The organism is Rhizobium sp. AB2/73, assembly GCF_020871915.1.
GTDB lineage: Bacteria > Pseudomonadota > Alphaproteobacteria > Rhizobiales > Rhizobiaceae > Rhizobium > Rhizobium dioscoreae.
The window spans coordinates 352,956-378,987 of sequence record NZ_CP067074.1 but is presented as its reverse complement, the minus strand read 5'-3'; the positions used below and the strand labels follow the sequence as shown (position 1 = coordinate 378,987).

The 26,032-nt window shown below is 60.8% G+C and carries 30 protein-coding genes; 23 read left to right on the top strand and 7 right to left on the bottom strand.

The annotated features are described in order from the left end of the window. The first annotated feature begins 534 nt into the window (after nucleotides 1–534). Both I8E17_RS32825 and I8E17_RS32820 read left to right on the top strand, forming a co-directional pair. Complete coding sequence (locus I8E17_RS32825; protein ID WP_037115718.1) at nucleotides 535–858, top strand: DUF736 family protein; 324 nt, start codon at nucleotides 535–537, stop codon at nucleotides 856–858. A 57-nt stretch (nucleotides 859–915) separates the two neighbouring features. Beyond that, a complete protein-coding gene (locus tag I8E17_RS32820) occupies nucleotides 916–1,248 on the top strand; it encodes a hypothetical protein (protein WP_209159822.1) in 333 nt (110 codons plus the stop codon). A 64-nt stretch (nucleotides 1,249–1,312) separates the two neighbouring features. Here the strand turns inward: I8E17_RS32820 and I8E17_RS32815 are convergent, their stop codons facing one another. Next, nucleotides 1,313–1,591 carry an HU family DNA-binding protein gene (locus I8E17_RS32815; RefSeq protein ID WP_209159821.1) on the bottom strand — a complete coding sequence of 93 codons (279 nt, stop codon included), beginning with the start codon at nucleotides 1,589–1,591 and terminating at the stop codon, nucleotides 1,313–1,315. Nucleotides 1,592–1,991: 400 nt separating this feature from the next. Here I8E17_RS32815 and I8E17_RS32810 point away from each other — a divergent pair, with 400 nt between their 5' ends. Further along, nucleotides 1,992–2,156 carry a hypothetical protein gene (locus tag I8E17_RS32810; protein WP_209159820.1) on the top strand — a complete coding sequence of 55 codons (165 nt, stop codon included), beginning with the start codon at nucleotides 1,992–1,994 and terminating at the stop codon, nucleotides 2,154–2,156. Nucleotides 2,157–2,351: 195 nt separating this feature from the next. Here I8E17_RS32810 and I8E17_RS32805 read toward each other — a convergent pair whose 3' ends face one another. After that, nucleotides 2,352–2,627 carry a WGR domain-containing protein gene (locus I8E17_RS32805; protein WP_209159819.1) on the bottom strand — a complete coding sequence of 92 codons (276 nt, stop codon included), beginning with the start codon at nucleotides 2,625–2,627 and terminating at the stop codon, nucleotides 2,352–2,354. Nucleotides 2,628–3,130: 503 nt separating this feature from the next. On the opposite strand from I8E17_RS32805, the gene I8E17_RS32800 reads away from it, so the two are divergent. Continuing rightward, nucleotides 3,131–3,616: a hypothetical protein gene (locus I8E17_RS32800; protein WP_209159818.1), complete on the top strand. Its 486-nt coding sequence runs from the start codon at nucleotides 3,131–3,133 to the stop codon at nucleotides 3,614–3,616. A gap of 1,232 nt (nucleotides 3,617–4,848) precedes the next feature. Here the strand turns inward: I8E17_RS32800 and I8E17_RS32795 are convergent. Together I8E17_RS32795 and I8E17_RS32790 are read right to left on the bottom strand one after the other, a co-directional pair. Further along, complete coding sequence (locus I8E17_RS32795) at nucleotides 4,849–5,361, bottom strand: hypothetical protein (RefSeq protein WP_209159817.1); 513 nt, start codon at nucleotides 5,359–5,361, stop codon at nucleotides 4,849–4,851. A 489-nt stretch (nucleotides 5,362–5,850) separates the two neighbouring features. Then, a complete protein-coding gene (locus I8E17_RS32790; RefSeq protein WP_229002289.1) occupies nucleotides 5,851–6,135 on the bottom strand; it encodes a hypothetical protein in 285 nt (94 codons plus the stop codon). Between the two features lie 15 nt (nucleotides 6,136–6,150). Here I8E17_RS32790 and I8E17_RS32785 point away from each other — a divergent pair, with 15 nt between their 5' ends. The 18 genes from I8E17_RS32785 (at nucleotide 6,151) to I8E17_RS32700 (ending at nucleotide 23,004) form a co-directional block, all read left to right on the top strand. Beyond that, complete coding sequence (locus I8E17_RS32785) at nucleotides 6,151–6,615, top strand: hypothetical protein (RefSeq protein ID WP_229002288.1); 465 nt, start codon at nucleotides 6,151–6,153, stop codon at nucleotides 6,613–6,615. A 3-nt stretch (nucleotides 6,616–6,618) separates the two neighbouring features. Beyond that, the gene (locus tag I8E17_RS32780; RefSeq protein WP_209159816.1) at nucleotides 6,619–7,080 is read left to right on the top strand and encodes a hypothetical protein; all 462 of its coding nucleotides are present in this window, start codon (nucleotides 6,619–6,621) and stop codon (nucleotides 7,078–7,080) included. Between the two features lie 159 nt (nucleotides 7,081–7,239). Then, on the top strand, nucleotides 7,240–8,319 hold the full coding sequence (locus I8E17_RS32775) for a transglycosylase SLT domain-containing protein (protein WP_229002287.1): 1,080 nt from the start codon (nucleotides 7,240–7,242) through the stop codon (nucleotides 8,317–8,319). Further along, nucleotides 8,316–8,675 carry a TrbC/VirB2 family protein gene (locus I8E17_RS32770; protein ID WP_209159814.1) on the top strand — a complete coding sequence of 120 codons (360 nt, stop codon included), beginning with the start codon at nucleotides 8,316–8,318 and terminating at the stop codon, nucleotides 8,673–8,675. The genes I8E17_RS32775 and I8E17_RS32770 overlap by 4 nt, the downstream gene beginning before the upstream one ends. Nucleotides 8,676–8,677: 2 nt before the next feature. Continuing rightward, nucleotides 8,678–9,004: a VirB3 family type IV secretion system protein gene (locus I8E17_RS32765; protein ID WP_209159813.1), complete on the top strand. Its 327-nt coding sequence runs from the start codon at nucleotides 8,678–8,680 to the stop codon at nucleotides 9,002–9,004. 3 nt (nucleotides 9,005–9,007) lie between these two features. Next, entirely contained in the window at nucleotides 9,008–11,527 is a 2,520-nt protein-coding gene (locus tag I8E17_RS32760; protein ID WP_209159812.1) for a VirB4 family type IV secretion/conjugal transfer ATPase, read from the top strand. After that, nucleotides 11,505–12,677, top strand: coding sequence for a lytic transglycosylase domain-containing protein (locus tag I8E17_RS32755; RefSeq protein ID WP_209159811.1), 1,173 nt, complete (start codon nucleotides 11,505–11,507; stop codon nucleotides 12,675–12,677). The genes I8E17_RS32760 and I8E17_RS32755 overlap by 23 nt, the downstream gene beginning before the upstream one ends. A 23-nt stretch (nucleotides 12,678–12,700) precedes the next feature. Next, on the top strand, nucleotides 12,701–13,492 hold the full coding sequence (locus I8E17_RS32750) for a conjugal transfer protein (protein ID WP_209159810.1): 792 nt from the start codon (nucleotides 12,701–12,703) through the stop codon (nucleotides 13,490–13,492). Further along, a complete protein-coding gene (locus I8E17_RS32745; protein WP_209159809.1) occupies nucleotides 13,489–13,695 on the top strand; it encodes a hypothetical protein in 207 nt (68 codons plus the stop codon). The genes I8E17_RS32750 and I8E17_RS32745 overlap by 4 nt, the downstream gene beginning before the upstream one ends. A gap of 9 nt (nucleotides 13,696–13,704) precedes the next feature. Further along, entirely contained in the window at nucleotides 13,705–14,790 is a 1,086-nt protein-coding gene (locus tag I8E17_RS32740; protein WP_209159808.1) for a type IV secretion system protein, read from the top strand. A gap of 59 nt (nucleotides 14,791–14,849) precedes the next feature. Continuing rightward, entirely contained in the window at nucleotides 14,850–15,584 is a 735-nt protein-coding gene (locus I8E17_RS32735; RefSeq protein WP_209159807.1) for a type IV secretion system protein, read from the top strand. Next, complete coding sequence (locus tag I8E17_RS32730) at nucleotides 15,581–16,414, top strand: TrbG/VirB9 family P-type conjugative transfer protein (RefSeq protein ID WP_209159806.1); 834 nt, start codon at nucleotides 15,581–15,583, stop codon at nucleotides 16,412–16,414. The genes I8E17_RS32735 and I8E17_RS32730 overlap by 4 nt, the downstream gene beginning before the upstream one ends. A gap of 10 nt (nucleotides 16,415–16,424) precedes the next feature. Further along, nucleotides 16,425–17,756 (top strand): type IV secretion system protein VirB10, encoded by a 1,332-nt coding sequence (virB10, locus tag I8E17_RS32725; protein WP_209159805.1) that lies wholly within the window; start codon nucleotides 16,425–16,427, stop codon nucleotides 17,754–17,756. Beyond that, entirely contained in the window at nucleotides 17,753–18,802 is a 1,050-nt protein-coding gene (virB11, locus tag I8E17_RS32720) for a P-type DNA transfer ATPase VirB11 (protein ID WP_209159804.1), read from the top strand. Before virB10 ends, virB11 begins: the two co-directional genes overlap by 4 nt. After that, a complete protein-coding gene (locus I8E17_RS32715) occupies nucleotides 18,771–21,557 on the top strand; it encodes a type IV secretory system conjugative DNA transfer family protein (RefSeq protein ID WP_209159803.1) in 2,787 nt (928 codons plus the stop codon). Before virB11 ends, I8E17_RS32715 begins: the two co-directional genes overlap by 32 nt. 94 nt (nucleotides 21,558–21,651) lie before the next feature. Then, on the top strand, nucleotides 21,652–21,996 hold the full coding sequence (locus I8E17_RS32710; RefSeq protein WP_209159802.1) for a hypothetical protein: 345 nt from the start codon (nucleotides 21,652–21,654) through the stop codon (nucleotides 21,994–21,996). Nucleotides 21,997–22,237: 241 nt separating this feature from the next. Next, on the top strand, nucleotides 22,238–22,522 hold the full coding sequence (locus tag I8E17_RS32705) for a DUF1778 domain-containing protein (protein WP_209159801.1): 285 nt from the start codon (nucleotides 22,238–22,240) through the stop codon (nucleotides 22,520–22,522). Next, on the top strand, nucleotides 22,522–23,004 hold the full coding sequence (locus I8E17_RS32700) for a GNAT family N-acetyltransferase (protein WP_209159800.1): 483 nt from the start codon (nucleotides 22,522–22,524) through the stop codon (nucleotides 23,002–23,004). Before I8E17_RS32705 ends, I8E17_RS32700 begins: the two co-directional genes overlap by 1 nt. Before the next feature lie 61 nt (nucleotides 23,005–23,065). On the opposite strand, the gene I8E17_RS32695 is transcribed toward I8E17_RS32700, so the two are convergent. Continuing rightward, nucleotides 23,066–24,412, bottom strand: a complete 1,347-nt coding sequence (locus tag I8E17_RS32695) for a hypothetical protein (RefSeq protein WP_209159799.1) — start codon at nucleotides 24,410–24,412, stop codon at nucleotides 23,066–23,068. A 309-nt stretch (nucleotides 24,413–24,721) separates the two neighbouring features. On the opposite strand from I8E17_RS32695, the gene I8E17_RS32690 reads away from it, so the two are divergent. Continuing rightward, complete coding sequence (locus tag I8E17_RS32690) at nucleotides 24,722–25,060, top strand: helix-turn-helix domain-containing protein (RefSeq protein ID WP_209159798.1); 339 nt, start codon at nucleotides 24,722–24,724, stop codon at nucleotides 25,058–25,060. 34 nt (nucleotides 25,061–25,094) lie between these two features. Here the strand turns inward: I8E17_RS32690 and I8E17_RS32685 are convergent, their stop codons facing one another. Beyond that, nucleotides 25,095–25,628, bottom strand: coding sequence for a hypothetical protein (locus I8E17_RS32685; RefSeq protein WP_229002329.1), 534 nt, complete (start codon nucleotides 25,626–25,628; stop codon nucleotides 25,095–25,097). Nucleotides 25,629–25,658: 30 nt separating this feature from the next. Then, on the bottom strand, nucleotides 25,659–26,030 hold the full coding sequence (locus tag I8E17_RS32680) for a hypothetical protein (protein WP_209159796.1): 372 nt from the start codon (nucleotides 26,028–26,030) through the stop codon (nucleotides 25,659–25,661). Between the last annotated feature and the right edge of the window lie 2 nt (nucleotides 26,031–26,032).

The window sequence follows — 26,032 nt, the reverse complement described above, 5'->3', positions numbered from 1 at the left end:
AGCGGTCATCGTTCGGGACATCTCCGGCGATCGGATCGTCGGCGCAATGCCGACTTGTTTCGGCAGGTTTCCCTTTCCTGATCATTACCGGCGCGAGAGCGACGCTCCGCAATCAAACCGCAGTTGTGATCTCACTTCACCCGAGCTGCAGTCGCACCAGAGCGCATGGCATATCAGGTGCCACACCGACCGAAGCCTTCTATGATAATGACGATGGGACTGGAACGGTGCTGATCGCTCGCGCCGTGTCCACCTGGTTGAAGGCCTGCATTCGTTGTCCCGGACACCCACCGACGCAAGCGACGAGCGCGGCACTCATCGGGTCCGCAAAGGTAGCCAAGGCGAGGTCTCCTGCCGACGTCGCAATCCAGGACCATTCCCGTTCTTTATGTCGCCTTTCTAAGGGACCGGCCGCCATCAGCGTCAACCCCGCAAGGGGGTTCCCCTTCGCTTAAGCTCCGGTGACGCCTGCGGCGCGGCCCCTTCTTCGGGCGCCATCGGGAATGGTCCCGATGCAACAAAGGAGACAATCTCATGGCTACCACGATCGCAACCCTTACCGAAAAGACCGACGGCACTCTCGAAGGCGTCTTCGCCACCATCCGGGTCAATGCCCCGATCGCCCTCATCCCGAACGCCAGCAAGGCGAGCGAAGAAGCCCCCGACTACCGCATCATCCATCGCAAGACCGGCTTTGAGATCGGCGCAGGCTGGAACCGCATCTCCCGCCAGACCGGCGAGGAATACATCTCCACGAAGCTCGAAGCGCCCGAGATCGGCGTGATCTTCGGTAACGTCGCCCCGGCGCCCGGTGGCGAACCCGGCAAGAAGGTCATCCTCTGGAACAGCCCGGCCTGAACCGGATCGCCGGCCCCGCAATCGGGGCCGGCATCCCCAATTCCAAAGGAGGCCGCCATGAGCCGCTACACGATTACCGTCACCAGGACCGCATCCCGCCATTCCGATCCGGATGCCATCATCGGCTACGACCGTCCGCTTCAGACGTTCTTCCTCCAAGCGTTTCCGGACGCCGAGGGCGAGGAACTTGAACTCTGGCTGGGTACGGATTACCGGGAGTTCGAAACACTGTCGCAACTGCGCAGCGCAGCAATCGCACGCAGTTTCGACTTCATCCCGTTGGCATCCGGCATTCTTCACAAGCTGCTGGATGACCATGCCCGCGAAGCCCTTCACGCAGTCAGCGACACGATCATCCAGGATGTTCTTGAGCGGACATCCGCCCGCTGACGCACACCGAAAACGAAAATAGCCCGGCACGGCGCCGGGCTATTTTTTTGCTTGGCCAGCAAGATTACTTGTTCAGCGCATCCTTCAGTGCCTTCGCCGGCGTAAAGGCCAGCTTCTTGGCCGCGGCAACCTTGATCGTTGCACCGGTACCCGGGTTGCGCGCCTCACGCTCCGGCGTGTGCTTGACCTTGAATTTTCCGAAGCCGGGTAGGCTAGTTTCGTTGCCGGCAACGGCAGCATCCGTGATCGAAGCGATCACCGCCTCGACGATTGACTTGGCCAGCACCTTGGTAAGGCTGTGTTCTGCCGCGATCTTGTCGGCAATTTCGTTGGTTGTGGTCATTTTCTTCTCCGCATTGTGTCAGATGCAGAATCCCTGCCATTGCCGACCGGACCTGTCATCGACACGCGGTGGCAAATCGTTCGCAAAACCCCGGATCTCCACAGATATTCACGTAGGCGGGCGACAGATGACCCGAAGACGGGCATCGAGCCCATCTCCGCGTTTGGGTGCGGTACGGAGAGGTAATGTCTGCTCAGTCCGTCCGAGGATGTCACGGGCGCATGACGGCCTCAAGGACGAGCGGTGCCCCCAATTTTGCCTGCGCTCCGGTTCCCTGCACTCCGACAAAATCGGCACCCCCACTCGCCGCCGCCGGCGGTCGCGTTCCGCGATCCCTGATCCCGCCACGCCCCCATGACCGCATGCATCGTCTTTCACAAACGTCAAGGAGACGACGACGATGCTTCTGGAACAACACATTGAAGAGCTGCGGGCCGAATTGCGAAATGCCGTATACCCCGGCGAACGCCGCGAGATCGAGGTCGAGCTGGAACTCGCCTGTGCCGAGCTGGCGGTGATCATGGCCGAACAGGAGGGTGTCATCGACGTCGAGCCGCCCTTCTGAGGCGGCTTTTGCCATGTCGCCGGGCCCGACGCGCCGGGTCGACCGACGCTTCACGCCCGAAGCTTCACTTGGCCATCAAGAGCTGTAAGATCATGCGGCGTTCCTTTGGAAAGGCGGCTGCCCGTGGACACCACTCCTGTTTCGATCCCATGCCATCGACACGAGGATGGCGTCGGCTTCCACGGTGCTCCTTGGCTAATGATCAGCCGGACTATCCTGGCGGATCTGCGGTTTCGGCCTATATCCGCGCGACCGTTTCTTTCGCAGAAGCTGAAGGAACAGCCTGACCGCCTCTTCCTCCCGCGCGAAATGATGCTCCCGCCTTTGGCCGGTGGCGCCGATACGACCCCATCGGCGGACGAGACAGGCCTCGCCGAACAGGTTGGGCTCGATCGACATGGCATAATACCGGGCCATATTTTTCTTGGCGTCGATGCGTTCGACATAAAGCTGGTAGCGTTGCGCAATCATGAAACGGAGAATCGGGTAAGACCGACTCGGCGTCCAACGACATATTTGAATCGGTCGGTCCCGATTGATTCATACTGATGATGGGTTGTCGCCGGATGATCCGGGCAAGCCGCCTGCGGCGGACGGTGCTATTCGCCGTCGCTCACGGAGCCCGCAAGCGGTCTCCGCCCATTCGGGTCACGCCCCTCTCGCGGCTTCCGCACCGGGCGCGAAGTTTCCGCGACCACGGCCGAGGATCGAGCGCATGGCCGGCTGAACGCCGGATACGGACACGGCGCCCGCCGGCGCCGTGGTCTATCTCTCTCTGACGTCGCATTGTGCACCCGCCACTCCGGCATCAAGGACTGCGCGGCCCCTCCGATTTTCAGCCGCCGTCCCTTCGGGCCATCGCCAGAAAATCGGTTCCTCCGCTTGCCGCCGCTGGCGGTCGCGTTCCGCGATCCCTGACCCCTCGCGGCTACGGTGCGGCCTCCTTTCGTCAGCGACAGAAAGGAGACACTGATATGTCCGATGACTGGTACTACGTCCATCAACTCGCAGTGCTTGCGGGTTTCAGGCTTATCGTCCTTGCCAATCGCATCGGCTGCGCGGACCAATTCTTATTGGAACTGCATGACAGGCTCGCCGAGGAGCTGGCATGTGCAACGGCGCGCGTTCGATCCATCATGGCGCTGGAGCGCCAGCTCGCCAATGACACGGACGAAGAAGGCCTCGCCACCGTCCAGCGTCATGGCGAAGAGGAATGCCTTGCGCGTTTCCGGATCGCGCTGCTCGATGATCTCGAAATCGACTTCGACACTCACGAGTACCGTGTGAACGGCGGCGAATGGCATAATGCGCTCTCCGCTGATTGCGACGGCATCGAGGTCAGCTATCCGCGCCTTGTAGCCCTCGCGGATGACGAGTTGGGCACGCTCGCCCCGATCGCGCGCTCCATTCGTAATGAGGCGGGCATCGCCATCAGCATCGCACGCGTCGTCTATGATTGACGCGAGACGAGAGGCGGCTCTTGCCGTCTCTCGTCTATTCTGCGAGCTTGACCGCTTACCGGCATCGAGCCAGCCCGGCGGTCTTGAGGGGAGAGACTTGCCGCCTCTCCCCTCAAACCCCCCTCTCCTTACGGTGCGGGTCGAGACCCGCCCGGCCTTTCGGGCCGCTAAATGGACGCTGCCGCGACTTCCCCAAACAACACGGAGAGGAGGATCACCTTACGCTGCGCCCTCATGCTTCAGGCATTCGCTTCAGGTGATTCTCCTCTCCTGCAGTGCGCTCGCCGTCTCATCGCTCGTGCGCCATCGACGTCCGTTCTCTTCGGTCACGGCCATCCCGGCGTCTCGCGACAACGGCTCGCTTCAGCATCTCTCACCAAACCGGTCTGTCCACCGCGCTATTCCTCCGGCGCGGATCACAGGCCTGAGCCTGTGATCGCTGTTGCTTTGTCTGATGACCCGCAACAGCTTGGGCGCTTCGGGCACGGCGGTCAGACCGGTTTGGTGAGAGATGGCAGGATAGGCTATTGGTATACCAATAGCCGTTTCGCCCGAAGGGCGATTGTCGCCAAGGCGATCGAGCACTGCCAAAAAACTGACTTTCCCACTCGGTCAGAACACGAAACAGGACATGGGATGGACAGGTGCCGGGCCGGTAGGAGGAGGGGCGTGGCTGGTTTGTGGCAGGGAGCGCCAGCGTCTCCGGCCGCAGCGGGAAGGGGCCTGCATTCTGGTGAATGAGAGATTCCGCAGATCAGGGTATAAGCCAATCGGCGAATAGGTGAATGGGCGGATGCGCCTATGCGCCTATGAGCAAATCAGTGCTTTCGTGTTTGCGCCAATGGGGCGTTTCGGCGAATGAGTGGTTTGGTGAATAGGCGAATGAGCGCCCAGGCGCATCTGCCAATCGGTGCTTGCGTTCATGCGCGAATAAGCATTTCCGTGTATGCGCGGATAGGTGAATAAGTGGATATGCGGGTGGTCGATCGAGAGGTTCGGCGCCTCGGCGTATGAGCGCATGGACGAATAGGCAGATCAGTGGACCTGCAATTGCGCGATTGGGTAAACGGGCGCGTCGGCAGAGCCGCATTTGACGACGCGACGATTGCTGACCGCGGTGCGGTTCGAGCAGTGCTTGCTGTCGGCAAGGGAAGCCGATGGCCGAACGGATGGTGAAGCCCTGCGGTTGCAGGATTGCAAGTCTGTTGGGGCGAGGGCAGAACCCGTCTGCTCTAGCGGCGCTTTCTGCGAAACGGGGTAATCAACCGGTCCGCGTTCTTCAACAGATCATCCGCCGGCTTTGTCGTCAGAATGACGGCGGCGAGAATGACTACCGACTGAACCGTCAGGATCACGACAAGGACTGCGATAATGACAACGAGAAAAAAGGGCATGGCATTCCAGAAGAGGGCGACAAGGAGCCAATAGAACGCAACCCATCCGATCGTTACGAGAACTTCCACATATCGCCTCATCAGGAATGGATCGGTTTTTCGGTTCCATGGAAGGGAGTAACGCGGCCCTTCGATTGCCTCCCGCTCTTTTCTTGCCGCGGCCTCGGCCCCGCGTTGTCTTTCCCGCTCGAGATAGGCTTCATATTCAGCCCTAGGACCGAGTAGGGCGCGCTGGTGCGCATATCGACGTATCCGCTTTCCAATGACCAGGGCGTCGGCAAGCGGCATGACGGTACGGCCAATCGTGCATAGCGCACCATTTCCGGTATCGCCAAGGCTGACGACGACCACGAGGACTCCCCAAATCACCGTGATGACCGAGAACAGGTTACGCCATACGATGATCGTGCTGGCATCGTAGATTTCCTCCCGGATAGCAAGCCCATGTCAGCACCACGTTCGCAACGATCAGAAGAGGCCACCCGAAGAGCAAGCCTGTGTATTTGTAGGTCAGTCTCTCCGGTGTTAGCCGGATCCGATTTCTCATATGTTCGTCGCTAATTTACGGGTCATTTTCGATCTGCCGTGCCCAAACGTTGGTTGTGGATCGCAGGTTGCCGCGGTTTTGGATGCAATGCGGCGGTCGGCTACCCTATTTCGGTGGCCGTCTTCGCGATTGCGTCGATTGCATCTGGCTGACAAAATTACACTAGAGTATAATAAATAGTCGACAAAGGTCGAAATTGTCGATCAAGATTTCTCATAGGTCTTCGGTCTCTGCTGACAGCGAAGCGAAATCAATCAGAAACCCCGGGTGCTCATCTGACAAGCTGTCGATCCCTACTGACGAAGGAAGGGTACAAGGTTCCGGTCTGCGTCGATTGCCCGGACTGCGGTGCGCAGACCCGCTCCGCCGGCATCGTTGTCGGGCCGTCGAGCTTGGTTGGGGCGGCCGGGGTTCTGGCTGATAGCGATGAACTGAACAAGCCATGGGCGCAGTTCGGTGCGTCTGCGTTTGTCGAGTCGTTCGGTGGTCGCACCGAGAATATCAAGCGCTTCGTCGTCGATCGTTTTCACAACGCGTTCGCCGTGCGGAGCGACCAGCTGGTGTCGATTTGTGAGCATTGCGAGGAGAGCCTTGTGCCGCACCTGATACGCTCGGCTGTCATGAATGGCTTCGTGCGTCTCGGACGGCGGCGGCTATTGGTCAACGAGCGCCTGCTGCTGTTTTCTGCGGCCGCGACGCTGACGGAATTTCATGGCGGCACCTTGATCGAAGACAGCGACCTGCCGCATCCGGATTACGTGATGATGCTCGTCTGCGACACGGAAAGCCGTGGCGGCGAAACGGGAACCCTCGAATTGTGGCACAGCATTGCGCGCAACGACTATGCGATCGTCGTCAAGGGACATGAGGGGCGCGAGATGTTTCGTGACAGTCTTAACGCCGATCTGGGGGAGGTTGTTGCGACCATTGCCGGCCTCGGGCTGGTGCTGACCGGGCTGCACATGGCGCAGGCCTCGTCACCCTATTGCAGGCTGGCCAGCGATCTCTTTCTCGTAGCCCTCGAACAGGCCGGATATCAGCAGGAAACCAGGAGGTGAACCGTGCGCATTTCGACAGCATTGTTGGGACCGTTGGCAATCGCAATCCCCCTGTCCGCATGTGGACAGCTAAAGCAGGCGCCGCGCCCCCTACCGCCCGCGCCGTTCGCCTATCTCAGCCTCACCGCCTGCAGGAACTATCCGGGCGATATCGTCGAGTGCCAGCTGGAACATGGCACCGAGTTCGGACGCAATCGTCTCGGCCCCGTGCAGCAGGTCTCACGTGATCTGGCGACAGGTTCTGGTGGCTATCGCTATCAGGTTTATACGTGCTGGCCGGCGCCCAGGGCTCAGCGGGAATTGCCGAATTTCACATGCCGAATCTATGGCAGCCGGTCCGGGGCCGAAGCCGGTTCGGTGCTGGTGAAAGGTGGTACAGCTGTACGGCTGGCGCGCATTCTCGGCGACCGTGAGCAGATCGAGTATCGATGGAAGCCTGACCCATGGTCGCGTCTACACGATTGAATCTCTTGCAAAATTTCTGGTGGGCGTTACCGGTGCTTTCGAAAATTATACTCCAGTGATATTTTGTGGTTGATTTTCAAGCCGCAATGCAGTTCAAAATCTTATACCGAAGTATAATTTTGGACTGGTTCGGATATGGATCACAGCCCGACATCTTCTGTGAAGAAACCACGACTCCGGCGACCGCGAAGCGTCGCCTGGCCTGCCGTGACATCCGCGCTTCTGGTCACCGGGTTCGCGACCAACGCCGCCGACAGCAGCCTCCCCGCAGGGACAGAAATTGTCGATCCGACCGACTTGTCTTCAGGTTCCGCCGATCGATGGCCGGAAAAGACGGCGTTGCTGCCGACAATCAACCTGGCCAGTTTCAACGAACGCTTCGGGGCAACCCCGGACGTGGGGATGATCACGGCAAAGCTGTCCCTGATCGATCCGGCAGGGGCGGAATTTGCCGACGACAATTCAAGCCTCCCGGGAGAAGCGGCCGGTAGGGCGAGAGCTCGGCGGGAACGCGCCGTGCTCTCGCCCATCAGCGCCTTCTCCTTCGATCCAGGCTCAGCCCGTCCGCTCATCGATCCGGCAACCGTACCGTCTGCCGATGTCGGACGGTCGTCAGGTGTACCGCGGCCCGACCTTCTTTCAGGCGTGCCAGAAGACTATGCGAAGCTCGCCGTGGCGATCGCGGCCGAGGAGGAGGTGGATCCGAACTGGGTTCTGTCGATCATGCGGGCGGAGAACGCCAGCTTCGATCCCGGGTTGGTCAGCCCTGCCGGAGCCGTCGGCCTGATGCAGGTGATGCCGAAGATCGGGGAAGCCTTCGGTGTAAAGGATCTGGCGGACCCCGAGCAGAATATCTGCGCCGGTGTCCGGTTCCTTCGTATCCTCATCGACAAATATCGCAACCCGGTGCTCATCGCGTCGGCCTACAACGCCGGCGAGCCCCGGGTCGATATCCATCGGTCCCTGCCGCTGATCCGGGAAACTGCGGACTATGTGACGCGTGTCGTAGGCTATTACACCGGCGCGGTGCCAATCTCCCCGACCCCAGGGGACGGACCGTCATCCCGGCCCGAGCCCGACCGTCCACGCCGCACAGGCCCTGCCGACCGGGCGAAATCCCCGATGCTTGTCTTCTCAGTACCGGACCCGCTCTCGCCGGACGCTCGCCTTCACCAAACGGAGAAGGCGGCCCAATTCGGCGGCGCAGTCAAAATCGTCAAGGAAGAGGTGGTTCAATGAACACGATCGCAGTGGCAGTCCTTTACGGCAGCATCGTCTGCCGTTCCCTGATCAAGCGCAGATGGATTGCCCACGTCTGGATGTTGCTGCTTGCGACCATGGTCGTGTTCGTCAGTCAATACGAACCGGCCGCCGCGCAGAGCCTGAAGGCCCTGGAACAGGGTGCCGACAGGCTGGTGCAGTTCTTTACCGGCTCGTTTGGCCGCTCGATTGGGGCGATCGCCTTTATCGGCATGTTCATGGCCGCAGCCTTTGGATTCTGGTCCTGGGGCGCTCTCCTTCGCGTTGCGGGATGCCTTGCCGGCATGTTTGCCGCCGCCGAGCTTGTCGACTTCGTTGCCGGCGGGGGGACGTGATCATGGCGACGCCCGGTAACAATGCCGAGAGAGGAGATGAGTATATCGATTCCTTCCCGGTCATTCTGGCCCTGACGCGCCCGCCGACGGTGATGGGAATCCCCTACACCTACTTCCTGGCGGAATGCTTCGTCTCGCTGATGGTGTTCATGGTGCTGGGATCGATCCTGTGGTTTCCCGTCTCCTTCGTCGTCCTGCACGGCATTCTCTATGTGCTGACGGTCAAGCTCGACCTCTGGTTTTTCGACATCGTCGGGCGCCTCAGCCTGTGCGGCGTCAATCCCCTCGGCCGCAGGTTGGGTGGGGGCATTCGGACCTACGGAGCTTGACCAATGGGTACCACGGCACGATCGCTGAAGGGAAGCTTGTCGAAGGGCTGGCAGATCTTTGCCGATCGCGGCATCTCGACCCATGTTCCTTTCTATGTCCCGATTGAAAACGGCATTATCCGGCTGAAGAACGATTGCCTGGTTTCGACTATCAAGTTGACGGGCTTCTCGTTCGAAACGGCTGATATCGAAACCATCAACATGCTACAGCGGCAGCGCAATGCCGCCTTCCGCGCCATTTCGTCGATCGGTAATTTCGCGCTCTACACCCATGTTATCAGGCGCAAGGTGACACCATCCTTGCCAGGCACATTTACCGATCCCTTCATCCAGCGCCTTGATGACGTCTATCAGGCGAGCATTTCCAGGAACGAGATGTTCGTCAACGACACCTATGTCTCGCTCGTCGTGCGCCCGTTGTTCAAAAAGGGTTCAGCGCTTTCCCGCATCATGGGCATCGGCGGCAATGTCGTACGCAAGGAGCAGTTCCGTTCGATGCGCGACAGGCTGGTCGAAGCCACCAAGGCGCTCGAAAAGTCGCTAGCCGCCTATGGCCCGAAGGTGCTGCGCGATGTGCAGCGTGTCCAGGTGGACCTTGGCAACGGAAAGACGATTTTTCGCGAATTTTCCGAAACCATGGTGCTCGACGAAACCACCCGGAAAATCTGGTTCTCAGAGCAATGCGAGTTCTTCTACACGCTGCTGAACGGCGGCCGGGTCCGGCCGATCCGGCTCGGCAACATTCCGATCGACGAGATGCTGCCGGCGCGGCGCACGTCGATCGGCAACCGCACCATCCATCTTGAGGGTGATACCGCCGGGGATGACCGCTATGCCGCAATGGTGTCGCTGAAGGAGTATCCACCCGAAACCGGCGCCGGCATGCTCGACTACATCTTGAAGCTGCCTTTCGAGATGGTCCTGACCCAGTCGATGTCCTTCATCGACGACATGGCAGCCCGCAGCCGGATCGAACGGCTCGACCGGCAGATGTCAAAGGCCGACGAGGGCGGCTCCAGCGTCCAGGCCAATCTCGATATTGCCCGCGACGAGCTGGCGAGGAAGCGCGTCGCTTTCGCTGAGCACCACCTGACCGTGATGCCGATTGCCAGGACGACGGCGCAACTCGACGATGGCGTCGCGCTTATTGGAAATGAATTGGGCGCGCTCGGAGCCTCCTATGTCCGTGAGGATTTGAACGCCGAGCCGGCCTATTGGTCGCAGCTTCCCGGCAATCAGGTCTATATCGCCCGGCGCGCCGTGATTTCGACCCTCAACTGCGCGGGCCTCAGCAGTTTCCATGCCTATCCCTATGGCAAGCCGGACGGCAATCACTGGGGACCGGCGATCACCATCTTCGAGACGACGTCGGGCACGCCGTTCTTCTTCAATTTCCACCAGGGCGACGTCGGACACACGACGGTGTTCGGGCCGACCGGCTCCGGCAAGACCGTGATCATGGCCTTCCTGATTTTGCAGGCCTACCGCGTCAGTCCGCAGCTGAAGACGATCGTCTTCGACAAGGATCGCGGCCTCGACATCATGGTGCGCGCCGCCGGCGGAACCTACATGACGCTCGAACCCGGCGAGCCATCGGGCTGGAATCCTTTGCTTCTCGACGACACCGAGGATAACCGGGTTTTCCTCTACGGCCTTTTGAGCTTCATGCTGAAGCCCTCAAGGGAAGGCGAGAGCCTGACGCCGCAGGAAGAGGCGATCATCCGCAACGCGATCAAGTCGGTCCTGAAGACGAAGGACCGGTCGTATCGCCGCCTGTCGTCGCTGCGCGCGCTTCTCGCCGGAAGCGAAAGGACCGAAGGAAGCCTGATTGCCCGGCTCGACAAATGGGTCGATCACGGCCCCTATGCCTGGCTGTTCGACAATGCCGAGGACAATCTCGATATCTCCCGGCCGATGATCGCCTTCGACATGACTTCGATCCTCGACGATCCGCCCGTGCGCACCGCAGCACTCCTTTACATGTTCCACCGGCTGGATGCGATCTATGACGGCAAGGCGCCGATCATCAACCTGATGGACGAGGCCTGGAAGCTGCTCGACGACGAGGAGTTCAAGCGCACGATGAAGGATTATTTCAAGACCATCAGAAAGAGAAATGGTCTGGTGATCTTCGGCACGCAGTCGGCCGATGACGTGGTGCAATCGAGCGTCAGCCGGACGATCATCGAGCAGACGTCCACCAACATCTTCTTTGCCAATCCGAAGGCCGACGAAAACTCTTACATGGATCATTTCGGCCTCTCCAGGGCCGAGTTCGATTGGGTGAAAAATGGCGACCCGAGTTCGCGCTTCATGCTGATCAAGCAGGCGAAGAGCAGCGTGATCGCGCGCGTCAACATGTCCCACATGCCCGAGTTCATCAAGGTCCTGTCCGGCCGGGAGGAGACCGTCCGCGAAGTCGAGATGCTGCTCGACGAATATGGCGACGATCCGAAGAACTGGCTGTCGAAATTCTGCGACTGGGAAGGGGGAGCGTCCGATGAAGACCGCAAGGCTTCCTGATCTGGCGACCGTCAGCGCGCTTGCGCTCGCCACCCTGTTCGCGCCCGCGCCTGTCTTCGCGCAGGTGCCGGTGATCGACAATGCCCGCCGGGACATCCAGCGCGCGACCGAGCACTGGTACAAAACCTATCAGGCGGACACGCAAGCGGTGAAGGGCGCGTCGGGCGGAACGACGGACAGCGTGGCGCCCGGGCAGGGTTCGGGTATGCCACTCGACTGCTCGACTGACGGCATGGCCAGCGATACCGTTCCCGCCGGGCCATCGAAGCGGACCCATAGCCAGCAGGAAGTCGCCCGCATGGTCGCGGACGAGGCGATCCGCCAGGGTGTCGATCCGAATTTCGCGCTGGCGATCGCCGAGCAGGAATCGCGCTTTCGCCAATCCGCACGCTCTCCGGTCGGCGCCACCGGCGTCATGCAGCTGATGCCGGGAACCGCCGCTGGTCTCGGCGTCAATCCCTACGACACGCGCGACAACATCCGCGGGGGCGTCAAATACATCAAGCAGCTGCAGGGGATGTTCGGCAATCGTTATGACCTGATTGCCGCCGGCTACAATGCCGGACCCCATCGCCAATCCCTGCAGAACGGCCGGATTCCCAACATTCCCGAGACCCAGGACTACGTCAAAAAGGTCTCCGCCTATTACAGCCGTAACAAGGCGCAGAACGGCGACCGCACACCGGCAGGCGGTGCTGCCGAGCCCGAAGCCGTGAGCGACAACCAGGGATGCGGCGAACAGCTGAAGAAGGCCGTCGATCGCAACACAGAGGCTCAAGTTCAGCGTGGCAAGGTGTGGAACGAGTTCGTCCGCAAATCGACCGAGGCGAACCGGCAATATCTCCAGCGGCTTCAGGCCGGGCTGCGCTCGTCGTCGGCGAACCTGCGCGGATCGGGCGGCGGCAATGCCAGGGAGCATGATGGGTCGCTGGTGATGGCTGAGGTGCAGTGCCCGTCGACGATCATCGACACCGGCAGCACCCGCTGCTTCGCCGTGCCGTCGACCGCCACCACGGATCAGATCCAGCGCTGGCTCGAGGATCTCCAGGAACTGGCGCGCGCCAATGGCACTGTCGCGACCTTCTCGGCGATGGACGATCCAACGCTCGGGCTGGTCACGGTCGTCGATGCCAGGCCGACGGCGAATTGAACAGGTAAAGAGAGGACAGGCAGATGAGAAAATTCGTTGTCGCAACAGCCATCAGCTTGGCTGCCATATCGCAGGCCGCTGCTCAGGTGCCGGTCAAGGATTCGGCCAATATCTCGATAAGCCAGGAGATCGAACGGCTTTCGAAGCAGATCCAGGAAGATACATCGGTCGTCAAGGACAACACGACCAAGACGCTGCAGGCGATCACCGGCGACCGGACGCAGGACGCCAGCCAGTTCGCAAAACTTGCGACCGGCAATGGATTCAGTATGGGGCAGGCCCCTGATTTCAACAGCATCCTGTCGGGAAACCAGGCGCTGTTCGGCGGGATCGGCGGCGAGTTCCAGAACACGGCGGCCAGGCTGATCAACGGGCTGAACCTGGTTAAGATGGTCGTCGATACGGTCAAGGGCGGTGAGATGTCCGGCGCAAACCAGGCCTATTCGCAAGGCATCAACGCGCTGACGACCATGACGGCGCTGACCGAGGCGATGAACAGCGCCACTAAGGACCGGCAGGATTCCTTCACGGCGGCAACGCAGCAGATCGGCACGGCGCACGACCTGAAGGGGGCGCTGGAGCAGAACACCCAGATGGTGCTTCAGGGCAACCAGACCGCCAATGAGGCCGTCGGCTCGCTCAACAACCAGGTCATGCTTTTGAATCAGCAATACAAGGCAGCACTCGCAACCTCGTCCCAGAATCTCAAAACCTTCGCGACGCTGCCCGACAGCGTCATGCGCGGCGGCGGGGCCGGCGGGCAGGGCGTCTCGGTTCGCGACCAGTTGCAGGCGTTCGAGGAGCAGAACCAGTGAGGGTTTTGCTCATGTTGATGCTCAGCGGTGCAGCGCTTTCCGGCTGCGGCGGCAAGGTCGAGCAACTGGCGAAATGCTCGGCTGACGAAAACCCCGTGCCCGCACTTGGCTACAACAGAGAACAGGCTCCGACGCCGCCGGAACAGGCGCTGGTGGCCGCGACCGATGATTGCGGCCCGATGCGGCCGGTCAATCCATTTTAAGGGGGCGAGATGGATCCAGTCAGCTACGCGGTCAATTTCTATGGCGATGCACTCAGCTATTTCGACAAGATCAACGAAGCGTCCATGGAAAGAGCCTGGGGGCTGTTTGCCGAAAACGGCAATCTGATCTCGACTATCCTGGCGCTGTTTCTCATCCTCTATTTTCTCTGGGGTGCACTGGGCCTCTCGAGCATCTCCTTGCAGGATATGGCTATCACCGCCTCGAAGCTTGCGCTCGCCTATGCGCTGGTCATGTCCTGGGCCACCTTCTACGACAATATCGGCCAGTTCGTGCTGTCGTCGCCGCAGGACCTTGGTGCGGCCATCTCCTCGGAGATGGGCGGGGGATCCGCCGGCTCCGATCTCGCCAGCCAGGTCGCCAGTATGGCGCGCAAGGTCTACGACTTTGCCATGCAGCTCTTCAATTCCTACGAATCCGGATGGCTGCCGAATGTCACCGGCGCCGTGGTGGTCTTTATCGTGCTCGTCTTCGGCCTCCTGCCGATGCTGCTCATTCTGACCGGTGTGACGCTGTTCGCGAAGATGATTACCGCCGTCATGCTGGCGATCGGGCCGATCGCCATTCTTTCCTATTTCTTCGGCATCTCCCGCTTCGTCTTCGACGCCTGGGTGAGGGGTATCGCCTACGGCATGTTCATGCTGCTCTTCACCTACATCATGGCCGGGCTGTCGTTCGGGTTCCTGATCGGCATGATGGATACGATCAATGGCGACATGGCGACGAGGGAAAACGCGCTCGCCATCGTGCTTGCCATGGTGCTCTACCTGGCGCTCATCTCCTATTTCATTTTCCAGGTTCCGGACTTCGCCCGCACCTTCGCCTACGGCACGATGACCTCGGCTGTTCCGGGCGGTGGTGGTGTCCCCGGGATCTATGGCGCCGCCCGTTCAGGGCTCGCATCCAGCAATTCCAGGGCCGGGCAAACCGCCGCCGCCGCACTTGGCCTGCTCGCCGGACCGAAAGGCGCGGTGGCGGCGAGTGGTCTTGCCGCGCGCGGCGCAATGGCTGGCACAATTGCCGGTACGGGCGCGCTCGGCCGAATGCTCACGAACCGCCGCCGCAACGGCGAGTGACCGGAACAATGGCGCAGATGACTTCAGGTTTTTGACGACCGAGATTTCGAGGACAGCACTTGGCATTGTTCAAAAGGCAATTGAAAGCCGCCCCGACCGATCATGTTTCTGGCCCACAGGAGATCTACGATCAGCATTTGTCCTGGGGCGAAAAGAACCGCTCGCTTCGGACCCTGGTCGGCCTGATCCTGCTGGTTTTCGCCGTGGCAGGCTGGGCCGTCGCCGGCGTGCTGTCGTTTTCGGTGGCACAGCTCTTTCCGCTTGTCCGAACCGAGGTCGTGCCGCTGATCGTCGACAGGAACACCGGCTACATGGAGACGGTGACCACGCTCGAAAAGGACCGCACAGGCGTCTCGGAGAACCAGGCCGTTCGCGCAGCCTTCGCCGGCAATTACGTGATCCGGCGCGAAACCTACGATCCCCGCTATCTGTCGGATAATTTCGACATGATCGCCCTTTGGTCCGAACCGGGCTCTCAAGCGTTCAAGGATTATGAGGCGTGGATGAACCCCTCCAATCCGCAGGGGCCGGTCAAGATGCTTGGCGCCACCGGCGAGATCCGCCCGGAAATCCTGTCGGTCAATCCGCTCAATCCCTCGACGATGGCTGTCCGCTTCGAGACGCGGGAACGGCAGCGCGGCGGCGAGGTCGTCAATCGCTGGTCGGCGACCGTGCGCTACCGGCAGATCAATCTGCCCGCCAGCAACAGGGTTCGTCTCTACAACCCACTCGGCTTCGTCGTCACCGAATATGCGAAGGTCCCCGAAACCATGCCGTCGGGGATTACTCCATGATGCGGCGGACGGCGGCGATATCCCTTTTGATGCTGCTCGCGCCGACGGTAGCCCACGCCGAACTGGTCGCCCGGCCGGGACGGCTTGACCCGAGAATCCGGTCGCTTCCCTATTCGGCGGAACAGGTGTTTCTGGTGACGGGCACCTACGGCCTGGTGACGACGATCCTCTTCGGAGCGGACGAGGAGATTACCCAGGTCGTGGCTGGCGACACCGTTTCCTGGCAGATCCTGACCTCGGCCGACCGGCGTTCTCTGACCTTGAAGCCGATGGAAAAGGACGCGGCGACCAATCTTTCGGTCGTGACGACGAAGCGAACCTATTCCTTCGATCTGCGCATCAACGACAGCAAGGCGATGCACAACCAGACTTTCAAGCTGCGGTTCATCTATCCCGAGGACGCCGGCCTCAAGGGAACGGCCGAACTCTGGAGGCAGGCGCAGGAGGCCGAGCGCAATCCGAACATCAAAAACATCCGTCGCGACAAGGTGAACTACGATTACGGCTTCAAGGGAAGCGACGGCGCCAAGCCGCTCTGGGTTTTCGATGACGGGTTGAAGACCTTCATGAAGTTCACCGGCGACGTTCCGGCAATCTTCATCGTCGATGGCAATCGGCGGGAGAGCCTCGTCAATTACCGTCGCGAAGCCGATTACATCGTCATCGACAAGGTCTCACGGCAGTGGACGCTGCGCTATGGGACAGAGCTCGAGACCTGCCTCTTTAATCTCCGGACCACGCCCGCCGATATCCCGGCGCCGATCGAAGGTGCGGTAGCGCCGAAACGGATCGGCGGCGGAGCCACGCATCAACAATCGACGTCACGATAGGAGACGCGCCATGTCCGATCCCAACTACCATTCGATCGACACCGATACCGCCATCGGCGGAGAGGTCAGGCGATCGGGAATAGGGCTGATGCGCCCGATCGCGGTTGTCGCCGGGATCGCCGGTGTTGGTGTCGTCCTCTACTTTCTACTTGCCGGCGGCGAGCAGGAACCGGCAATCGACACGACGCCACGTGAGGAGTTCCGGCCGGTGCAGACGCCGCGCAGCGAGGGCTTCCGGACGCCTTCGCCGCCACCGCTGCCCACGGTGGAGGTGCCTGTGGCTCCGCCGCCTCCACCCCCGCCGCCAGCCCCGCTCGTGCCGGCCGCCGTCCCGGTCGCACCGCCGGTGGAAGTGGATTGCTCCAGGGGCAACAATGCCGATCACCCCCGCTGCATCGAACTTGCGAGGGAGGCGAAACTGCTGGAGCGTGTACGGTCTTCGGCCATGGTTTTCGACCAGTCGGACCAGGCGAACGGTGCGGCGCGGGCATCCGCCGATGCCACAGGCGCGGGAGCCTTCGGTGGCGATGCTTCGTCGTCCGCTCAGGCATCGGCCGGTTCGGAAGGGGCAACTGTCGACAACGATCGCGCCTTTCTGAAGACAATCGGCGGGCAGGGGGTCGAGGTGTCGGTCGCGACAGAAAACCGCCGCGCGGACGCCTGGATTCCACAGGGCACGATGATCCGCGGGACGCTGGAGACGGCCATCAATTCCGACCTCGCCGGCATGGTCAAGGGAATTGTCCGCGCGGACGTCTATTCCTTTGACGGCCGCCGCATCCTCATCCCCGCCGGTTCCTCGCTGATCGGCGACTACAAGTCCGGCGTCGAACGCGGGCAGGAGCGGGTCCTGATCGTCTGGACCCGAATGATCCGCGGCGACGGCGTCTCGGTGCAGCTCGGCTCCTATGGCACCGACCGGCTTGGGCGTTCGGGCATGACCGGCATCGTCGACCGGAAATATTGGGAACGGTTCGGGCCGCCGGCACTGATGACGCTGATCGGCGGCGCGACGCAATACATCGCCCAGCTCGGCCAGAGGCAAGACCGCTACATCACCATCGTCAACGACAATGGCAGCGTCACCCGCATCCCGCAAGACAATGGCGAAACATCGCAGGATCGTGCCCGCGAGATTGCTGCCGAGACCATTGCCGCGGGGATTCAGCAACTGGGTAATGAAGCCTTTCAGGACAGCCGCAATATCCGGCCGACAATCCATATTCCGCAAGGGTCCGATATCAACGTCTTCGTGACGCGCGACCTCGACTTCGCCGGGCTTTATCCCGATCCGGTGCGCGAGGAATTCGAGCGGCTGCGCAAGGTAAGATACGGCAAATGAACGCACGTCCCGCGATTTCCGCCGAACAGCATTTTCTGGCCGAGGCGCTGGAGCCAATCCGCGTATTCCTCGACGATCCTGCCGTGGTCGAGATCTCTTGCCAGCGCAGCAACGAGATCTGGCTGGAAAAGATCGGCCAGCTTCGGATGGTGCGGCAGGAGATCGTTGGACTGGACCAGGAGGCGATCCGCCACATGGCGTCACGCGCCGCGTCCTTCACCAAGCAGACGATCAACGCCGAAAATCCGCTTCTGTCGGCGACGCTTGACGGCGGCGAGCGCGTCCAGTTCGTCTTGAACCCGACGTCGGCAACCGGGCACGCCTTCTCGATCCGCAAGCAGTTCATCCGCCACTTCGACCTCAACGACTATGAGAAGGCAGGCGCCTTCCGTTTCACCAAGGTGACGGGCGACGACTATATTGATGACGTCGACGTTGAGCTCTCGCGTCTGCTGCGGACCGGACAGGTGAGGCCATTCCTGGAGCTGGCCGCCGTCAATCACCGCAGCATGCTGATCTCGGGAGGTACCTCGACCGGCAAGACGACATTCCTCAATACGATGCTGACCGCCATCCCGAAGCATGAGCGCTTCATCCTGATGCAGGATACTGCCGAGCTGGAGCCGTTACAGGAAAATGTCGTTTCGCTGCTCGTCTCGAAAGGCGGCCAGGGGGAGGCGAGGGTGACGATGGCCGATCTCCTGGCCACCGCACTACGTCTTCGCCCCGACCGCATTTTCATGGGTGAGTTGCGCGGCGACGAGGCCTTCGACTTCCTCAACGCCATCAACACCGGCCATCCGGGCTCGATGTCGACCATCCACGCGAACTCGCCCCATCACGCCTTCAACAGGCTGTCGACGCTGGTGCTCAACAGCAATGTCCGCATGGAGCGCGACGACATCATCCGCTACATCCGCTCGATCGTCCCGATTGTGGTCCAGTTGAAGAAAAGTGATGCCGCCGGCGGCCGCGGCGTCAGCGAGATCTATTTTGCCGACGAGGTTGATGAACATGGCCAGCGCGTACACGGACGAAGAGACTGATCGCCCGAAATGGTCGGGCCTTCAGAAATTGTCTTTCCTGACATTGCCTGTCGCCCTCCTGGGCGCCGGCGCCGTGTGGCTCGTCTTTTTTACGCTGATCTACGATGCCTATCTCACGTCGTTCGGATCGGCGTCATATTTCGACTATGTGGGACAGGTGCGCTTCACCGAGGCCGCCCGCTACACCTGGTCGATCATTCACACCCGCAATACGGTTGGATTGTCACTTCTGGCATTTGCTCTTGCCTCGCCGTTCCTGTTTTTCCTGCTGTGCCTGTGGATGCTGAAGGCGGGCAGGGCGCTCTCGCGCAAGATCCTCTACCTCCTGCATGTGCGGTCGATGTTCAGCCTGATCGCGATGACGGCGCTCATCTTTACCGCCGCCTGGGCCGGCGCCGTTGTTTATGGTCTTGCCTTTTATCTTGTTGCAACCAGGGCCGGCGCGCATGCCGATATCGCCAGCTACTATGGCAATCATCTCGCCGCCATGTACCAGGTGCCATTCGGCGCGACCGACGCCACCGGCGCATATCAGCGGCCTTCGCGACAGACAGTTCTTGCAGCGCTCGCCGGTCTTGCCACCGCCGGCGCCTTGGTCGGGTTTCCGATTGGTGCTGCGATCCAGAAGCGCCAGCGGATGATCATGGGCAAGGCGCGGTTGGCGACCTTAAAGGATGCGGCCGATTTTCGCCTGCGCGACAAGCACGGCATCGTGCTCGGGCTGAAACAGGGGCTTTTGCTGCGCAATGACGGCGACCAGCATGTGATGCTCATCGGCTCGCCGGGGCAGGGCAAATCGCGCGGCTTCGTCATTCCATCCATGATGAGCTTCGAGGGCTCGCAGGTCGTGCTCGACATGAGCGGCGAACTGTTCGAGGAGACCTCCGGCTATCTGAAGAGCAAGGGTTACGAGACCTATCTGCTGGCCCCCGGCTCGAAATTCACGGACGGCTACAATCCGCTCGATCTGATCAGCGACGACCCGCATCAGCGAATTACTGACCTCCAGAAATTGACACAGATGCTGCTGCCGGAGCGCCTGCGGTCCGACTCCTCCGATTTCTGGGAAGAGAGCGCGAGAATTCTGTTCACCGCCATGCTTGGTTTCGTCCTCGAATGCCCGGACACGCGCAAGTCGCTGAGCGAACTCTACCGCATCCTCAATTCCATGTCGGACGAGCGGAAGGCAATCGTGCAACTGCTGGAAAACTACGAGACGGTCCTGTCCGACCAGACCCGCATGCAGCTCACCAAGTTTGCCGGCCGTCATGAGAAGCTGGGTGAGGGGATCGCGGCGGAGATCGTCGCCAAGCTCAACTTTCTGCAAAATCCCCTGGTCGAAGCGCTCACCTCGATCACCACCATCCCGATCGACAGCATTCGCCGGCGCAAGATCGTTATCTATATCCAGGCGGACTGGAATGCCATGCAGATCTATGAGCGGTTGATCTCGATGTTCATCCAGCAGATGGCCGACAAGCTCGTCCAGATGGGGTGGCTGCGCAATGGCGAACACGAGGTCATGATGATGCTCGACGAGTTCGGTAATGGCGGCCGTATCGATACGGTGCTGACGCTCGCGCCGCTGATCCGCAAGAACGGGGTCCGCTTCGTCTTCATCCTCCAGGACGGCGCCCAACTGGAGCGGTTGTACCAGCGATCGGGCCAGAAGATCCTCATGGGCGCCTCGACAATCAAGGTATTCATGAATTTCCAGAACCAGGACGATGCGACGGCGGTGTCGTTGGCGGCCGGAAAAACGACGGAATGGGTCGAGCAATCGTCCTATTCCCATCGCCATGGCCGCAGGCAGCGGTCGATTTCGAAGGTGCCGGTTTCGGTCGACCTCTTGCCGGTCAATACGCTGATGATGATGAAACCGGAAGAGGCGATCCTGCAGGTCACCGGCATGCCGCTGATGCGCATCATGAAACTGGACTCCGGCGGCGAACGCATGTTCGCGAAGGTACGGAAGTTCAAGATGGTGGGAAAGCCCTGTCTGAAGCCGGTCGAGTGGACGGTTGCCGACAGCGACAACTTCAATCCGGTGGCGCCGCCGGCGACGAAGGCCGCGAATCCAACCGATCGGCAGGGGGCCCCGGCGCCCGGATCTGACATCGATCTTGCGGCCATCGAACGGGCGAGGCGGCCACAGGAACTTCGTTTCATCGTCAAGGAGGGCGTTCGCCATGTCTATATTTCCTCCCTCGATGAACTGCGCCGCCGGCTGGATCTCGATGAGAAACGGGCTGCGGGTGTTACCGAAGAAGAGCTTCACAGCGAAGAGCCGCAGGCGGGACGCAAGCCTGCCTGCAACGCAGCCGGCTGGAAAGAGACGCGTGGCAAGGCGAGAGGTCCTCGCGCCAGGGCGGCCAATGACATGGATCTCGATATCGACGAGGAGAAGCTCAATCGAAATTCCTATTCGGGGTCGCCTGCACGACGGCGCAATCAGCAAGGCAATCGATCCGCTCCGGCCGAGAGTCCTCTCAACCGGGAGACCGGTTCGCCCGTTCTGCGGCGCCAGGAGGTGAAAGAGGCATTCGGAGATGATCTCCAGGCCTTGAACGAGGCGGTCTTCCGGCAGGCCGAAGAAAAGCCGATCGAGCCGACGGAATTGAACCCGGATGTCGAGCTGCTGATCGACACTCTCTCCAACCGTCTGACGGAGGACAGTTCGCGGGCCTGGCTGCGCGAATTCGCTGACCTAGCCCGCGATCCTCTGCGCGAAGGCGCGGATCAATCGGAAAACTAGCTGAGGGACGTGGAGCGGAGCGACCCGGCCATCGCCGATTTAACGCGCAGGACGAAACCGGGTCGTTGCGCCCGCCGATAAGGAGAATGATATCATGGCCAGGATTGAACACCTTGCAGATCGCCATCTTTCGGACGCGCGCAGTCTCGAACGGATCGTCGCCGCAGCCAGGGCCGATCCGGGCCTCTGGCTGATGGTGAAGGAGCGGGAAATGGAGATGCGCGCGATAAGGGCCGAACTCGAGCGCCTCGATGCTGACGCCGACGAGATTGATCGTCTGTTTCCGGACAGGCTGAAGCCGCGGTTGTCGGAACTTGCCGACCAACTCGTGTCGCGCATGTTCGGAAGCTGCCCGCCGGAGGTGTTGGTTCCCGTTGAGGAAGCCCTGCTTGATGCTGCGAAACGTGAGCTGGATGCGTCCAGACGGCGCGATGACTGATAATTGCTTGCGTGCTCGGTGGTATACCGATCACGCCACTCAAATCGGGAATGTTCCACGCGGACAGCAGCGCGATCTGCATACGGGCCATCTTGTCGAAGCTGGAGCACGACCAGAGGCGTCCGCGCGACAGCTGTTCCGTCCGAGGATCCGGCCGTTTTGTTCGCCCCCTATGCTGCTCATTTTTAGATACACATTGTGTATCTGGTTGTGTTATCGTGGCTTGGAAAGGAATCTACACATGGCCACAAAATCGTTGACGGACTCACATGCCAAGCCGGTCCACCTGCGTATCCGCGAGGACGTGCGCAAGGTGATCGATCGCGCCGCCAGCATTCGCGGCAAGAGCCGCACGGATTTCATGATCGATGCGGCTTACCGCGCTGCGGAAGACGCCTTGCTCGACCAAACTCTTGTGCGGGTTGATGAGGACAGCTATCGCCACTTCCTCTCCGTCCTCGATCAGCCGCCGAATGGGGAAGGTTTCGAGCGGTTGATGAACGCGCCCAAGCCTTGGCAGTCCTGATGCTTTCCGCTCCGGCGCTTCTTGAGGAGGCGCATGACCTTGACCTGTTCCAGAGCGGAAACGATACGCTCGATGAATGGCTGCGCCGCCGCGCGCGACCCAATCAGGTCAGCGGTGCGTCCCGGACCTATGTCGTCGCCGAGGGGCAGCGCGTCGTCGGCTATTATTGCCTTGCGTCTGGCGCGCTCGATCTGGCCGATGCGCCGGGATCGGTTCGGCGAAACATGCCAGATCCAATTCCCATGGCGGTTCTTGGTCGGCTTGCCATCGATCGCGGTTGGCAGGGCAGGGGATTGGGCGCGGCGCTTTTGCAGGATGCCGTCCTTCGCACATCGCAGGCGGCGTCCATCATGGGCATTCGCGGCCTTCTTGTGCATGCGATTTCCGAAGACGCCAAAGCCTTTTACGAGCACTATGGTTTCCTATGCTCTCCCAATCAACCCATGACGCTGGTGCTCTCGCTTAAGATCAGGACCGGATAGGGGCGGGCAGCCCGATTAATTTGGCGATTGGTTGAAGAATTTCCAGTCGCATTTGTATTGGCTATGCATGACGTATCTGATCGATCACCCAGTCCTGCAGGCGTTTGGCGGTGCTTGAAGCGTTCGCCTCCGCGAGATCCTCGGGAAAGATGCCGAAAATCGGCCCGAGATGCTTCATTCGCTGCACGGTCTTGTCTTTGGCTTCTCGATATTTCTCGATTTCCATGCCGAAAGCCTCGATGATGAGCGTTACGGGCTTACGCTCCTTGTAGGTTGCTTCGATCACGAAGTCCGGCCGGCATGGTCCGAGCAGCGTTTCCGACGCAAAAAGCGGCTTGGTAATCTTGATGCGAAGTTCTGGGGCGGCATCGAACAGAGACTGCTGCAGCCAGAACAACAGATGCGAAACCTCCCGCTCGAAACCGGATTCCACCGGAAACAGCGTGTCGCCATTGTAGACCGGCTGCGCATAGGCCTGGATTGCCCGCACCGGTCCTTCGTCGTCGTCCTGAAAGTCGACATTCAGCAACGTCAGGAAGGGGCCGCGACGTGCTGGATCTCCTCGAAGCGGCTGCCGCACTTTGCCAACTACGTCGATGGGGCGCGATGACGACGCCGGCATGATCGCCTGTGGCGAAACGCTTGTCGAAAGCAGCAGCATGAAACCCGTGCGGCGAAGCGTTGCCGGCCAATCCGGGCGCGACGTCTCGAGCAACCGCTGCCATCGGCTGTCGGGCTCCCGGTAATCCGCCGCCCAGGTCGACAGCAAGGCGTTGAGCGTCCAGGTCCGCAGCACCCTGAGCTCTTTCGCGGCGGCACGGAGTTTCGAGAGCTGATCTCGCAGCGCAAGATTGGCATCTTCCTGCAGCGGCCGGATCACGTTCATGTCGGCATCATCGAGCAGGCGCCACAGGATACCGCCAAGTCTGGAGGGCCGGTCGTTCCGCTCTAAGGAGCGTGCGGGGTCGCGGTCCACGACATCCGCAAGGCGGTCGGGAATGGCCGGCAGCGCGTCGATGTAACTGCGGTCGGATTTTCGCACCGGCCGGATGTGATAGCTTTGATCGACGAGCGCCGGCGTGGCATCCCTGTCGACATGGAAGGGGCAGATGTGTGCATGGTTCGGCCGCTCCTCGTGCCGAAGCGGGTCCGCGTCCTTCGGTGTCAGCCGCCGCAGGGTGAATGTGCGCTCCTGCTGGATCGGAGCGAGCAATGGCTGGAACCGGCCGGTGAGGCAATCGCATTCGATCCAGCCATTCATCACCCTAGCCTGCCTGATCGCCGCAAGGGCGATCGCCTTTTCCTCGTTGGACGCCGCATCGCCATACCAGGCACGCAGCGCGGCCGCCTCGGTTGCGGTGAGCTCGGCCAGCCCGTTACCTGGACTGTTGCGGACGACTATACGCATGCGATCCGCGAGTGGTCAGCTTGCGGGTCGTTGTGTGGACCGCAAGCATTCACCAGTCCTCTTGCACCACCTGATCGTAGCGGTATAGGTGTAAGCAGCGTAACGAAGTTGTGAACTGCCCAAAACGAAAGATAGACAACAATCGGTTTACGCTTGGTCGTGTCGGTTTCCAGTCGGTATCGGGTATTGGATGAACAAGGAAATATCGAAGGTCTTGCGAACACGTCGCGGCGACAAGCACTGCCGTGTGTCCGAGCGCGTGTCTGCCTGTCATAGCTCGCTGGCGTCTTCGGCGAGGGATGGCGATCGATGCCCCGTTTGAAACGCAATATTCCGGTCGAGCCGGTCGACATTTCGTCATTGAACTCGCTGTCGTTCCAGGAAAGGCTCGCCATTGGCTTGGAGCGATTGAAGGCCGAGCGCAAGTTGACGAACAAGGAATTGGCCGAGCAGCTTGGGGTGACTGAAGCATATATGTCACAGGTGACCCGCGCCATGCGTGACGTCAAGCTGTCTACCCTCGACAAGATGCAGCGCGAATGGAACGTCGTTATCGAGGATTTGCTCAAGATCACCGAAGACGATCTCCATCGGGTCGCGGTCTGGAAAGCGCGCCGCAGACAAAAGAAAGCCGCGACGACGCCCTGATCCTTACGAGCGCCATGGCTGCGGCGGGCGAGCGCTAGTGGTTCAGATTGAACCAGAATCGTTCCTTCGCACCGTTGTCATTCGGAACATCGAAAAACCAGGGATCGGCGCGTCGCGGCCTCGGAGTGGCGACCTGCTGGATGCAGTCCTCGCCGTCCCGACCGAAACGCCGGTTGATCGTCAACCCGGCCGACCGGGCATCGCCATCGCGCTGGCCCGACGCCCGGCAGACGTCGACCCGCCTAATGCACTGGTCGGGTTCACCACGCCAGCCGCGGTCGTCTTGCGAGCTGTAGCCGACGGTCGTTCCCGCAGGGCAGTCCTCGTAAATCTCGCGCCCGGGCCTTCCCGCCTTGGCTTCATGGCAAATGGGCCACGAGAACCCGGGCTTCGACATGGCCGCGATGAGCCTTGTCATTGGCGGAACGCAATAGGGGACGCCATGCCAGGACGGATTCTTTGATGCCGCGCACAGCAGGACCTGGCATCCCCAGGAGGCATCCTCGGCTTTTGCTGCCGCCGGCAGCCCGGCGCCCACAGCGATCAAACCTGCGGCACAGATCACGATCGATTTCACTGTTTGCCTCCTTTGCATCTCCTATTGAACTTGCGTCCAGGTGCCGTCGATCTTTGCAAAAGATAGGACACCGGGTTGTTTCGTCCCTGCGAACGAGCCGCTCGTCGTGCTGATAATGCCGGTACAGGTGACGCCGGGTACGGCCTGGCGCGGTTTGCATTCCGAAATCCGGATCGAGCGGCCCGATCTTGCGATCGCGGCACTCGCCTCCTCGTCGCTTGGAACCTCTACTTGTGATCTTTGCTGGGCCTCTTTTTTCAGACGGGCGATCTCTTGTTCGAACTCCTCAGTCTGACCGCTTCGTACCAGCTCACTGATGGCGTATCCGCCGCCCGTTCCGACGAAGAGAGCGATTGCTGCAGGGATCAGCGCTCCATTGTGAGGCTTGCTCATCG

What these genes read in the sequence shown, in the direction of transcription:
- I8E17_RS32825 (WP_037115718.1), top strand. Translation starts at nt 535, where the DNA reads ATGGCTACCACGATCGCAACCCTTACCGAAAAGACCGACGGCACTCTC.
- I8E17_RS32820 (WP_209159822.1), top strand. Translation starts at nt 916, where the DNA reads ATGAGCCGCTACACGATTACCGTCACCAGGACCGCATCCCGCCATTCC.
- I8E17_RS32815 (WP_209159821.1), bottom strand. Translation starts at nt 1,591, where the DNA reads ATGACCACAACCAACGAAATTGCCGACAAGATCGCGGCAGAACACAGC.
- I8E17_RS32810 (WP_209159820.1), top strand. Translation starts at nt 1,992, where the DNA reads ATGCTTCTGGAACAACACATTGAAGAGCTGCGGGCCGAATTGCGAAAT.
- I8E17_RS32805 (WP_209159819.1), bottom strand. Translation starts at nt 2,627, where the DNA reads ATGATTGCGCAACGCTACCAGCTTTATGTCGAACGCATCGACGCCAAG.
- I8E17_RS32800 (WP_209159818.1), top strand. Translation starts at nt 3,131, where the DNA reads ATGTCCGATGACTGGTACTACGTCCATCAACTCGCAGTGCTTGCGGGT.
- I8E17_RS32790 (WP_229002289.1), bottom strand. Translation starts at nt 6,135, where the DNA reads ATGCTCACAAATCGACACCAGCTGGTCGCTCCGCACGGCGAACGCGTT.
- I8E17_RS32770 (WP_209159814.1), top strand. Translation starts at nt 8,316, where the DNA reads ATGAACACGATCGCAGTGGCAGTCCTTTACGGCAGCATCGTCTGCCGT.
- I8E17_RS32765 (WP_209159813.1), top strand. Translation starts at nt 8,678, where the DNA reads ATGGCGACGCCCGGTAACAATGCCGAGAGAGGAGATGAGTATATCGAT.
- I8E17_RS32760 (WP_209159812.1), top strand. Translation starts at nt 9,008, where the DNA reads ATGGGTACCACGGCACGATCGCTGAAGGGAAGCTTGTCGAAGGGCTGG.
- I8E17_RS32755 (WP_209159811.1), top strand. Translation starts at nt 11,505, where the DNA reads ATGAAGACCGCAAGGCTTCCTGATCTGGCGACCGTCAGCGCGCTTGCG.
- I8E17_RS32750 (WP_209159810.1), top strand. Translation starts at nt 12,701, where the DNA reads ATGAGAAAATTCGTTGTCGCAACAGCCATCAGCTTGGCTGCCATATCG.
- I8E17_RS32740 (WP_209159808.1), top strand. Translation starts at nt 13,705, where the DNA reads ATGGATCCAGTCAGCTACGCGGTCAATTTCTATGGCGATGCACTCAGC.
- I8E17_RS32730 (WP_209159806.1), top strand. Translation starts at nt 15,581, where the DNA reads ATGATGCGGCGGACGGCGGCGATATCCCTTTTGATGCTGCTCGCGCCG.
- virB10 (WP_209159805.1), top strand. Translation starts at nt 16,425, where the DNA reads ATGTCCGATCCCAACTACCATTCGATCGACACCGATACCGCCATCGGC.
- virB11 (WP_209159804.1), top strand. Translation starts at nt 17,753, where the DNA reads ATGAACGCACGTCCCGCGATTTCCGCCGAACAGCATTTTCTGGCCGAG.
- I8E17_RS32715 (WP_209159803.1), top strand. Translation starts at nt 18,771, where the DNA reads ATGGCCAGCGCGTACACGGACGAAGAGACTGATCGCCCGAAATGGTCG.
- I8E17_RS32710 (WP_209159802.1), top strand. Translation starts at nt 21,652, where the DNA reads ATGGCCAGGATTGAACACCTTGCAGATCGCCATCTTTCGGACGCGCGC.
- I8E17_RS32705 (WP_209159801.1), top strand. Translation starts at nt 22,238, where the DNA reads ATGGCCACAAAATCGTTGACGGACTCACATGCCAAGCCGGTCCACCTG.
- I8E17_RS32700 (WP_209159800.1), top strand. Translation starts at nt 22,522, where the DNA reads ATGCTTTCCGCTCCGGCGCTTCTTGAGGAGGCGCATGACCTTGACCTG.
- I8E17_RS32695 (WP_209159799.1), bottom strand. Translation starts at nt 24,412, where the DNA reads ATGCGTATAGTCGTCCGCAACAGTCCAGGTAACGGGCTGGCCGAGCTC.
- I8E17_RS32690 (WP_209159798.1), top strand. Translation starts at nt 24,722, where the DNA reads ATGCCCCGTTTGAAACGCAATATTCCGGTCGAGCCGGTCGACATTTCG.
- I8E17_RS32680 (WP_209159796.1), bottom strand. Translation starts at nt 26,030, where the DNA reads ATGAGCAAGCCTCACAATGGAGCGCTGATCCCTGCAGCAATCGCTCTC.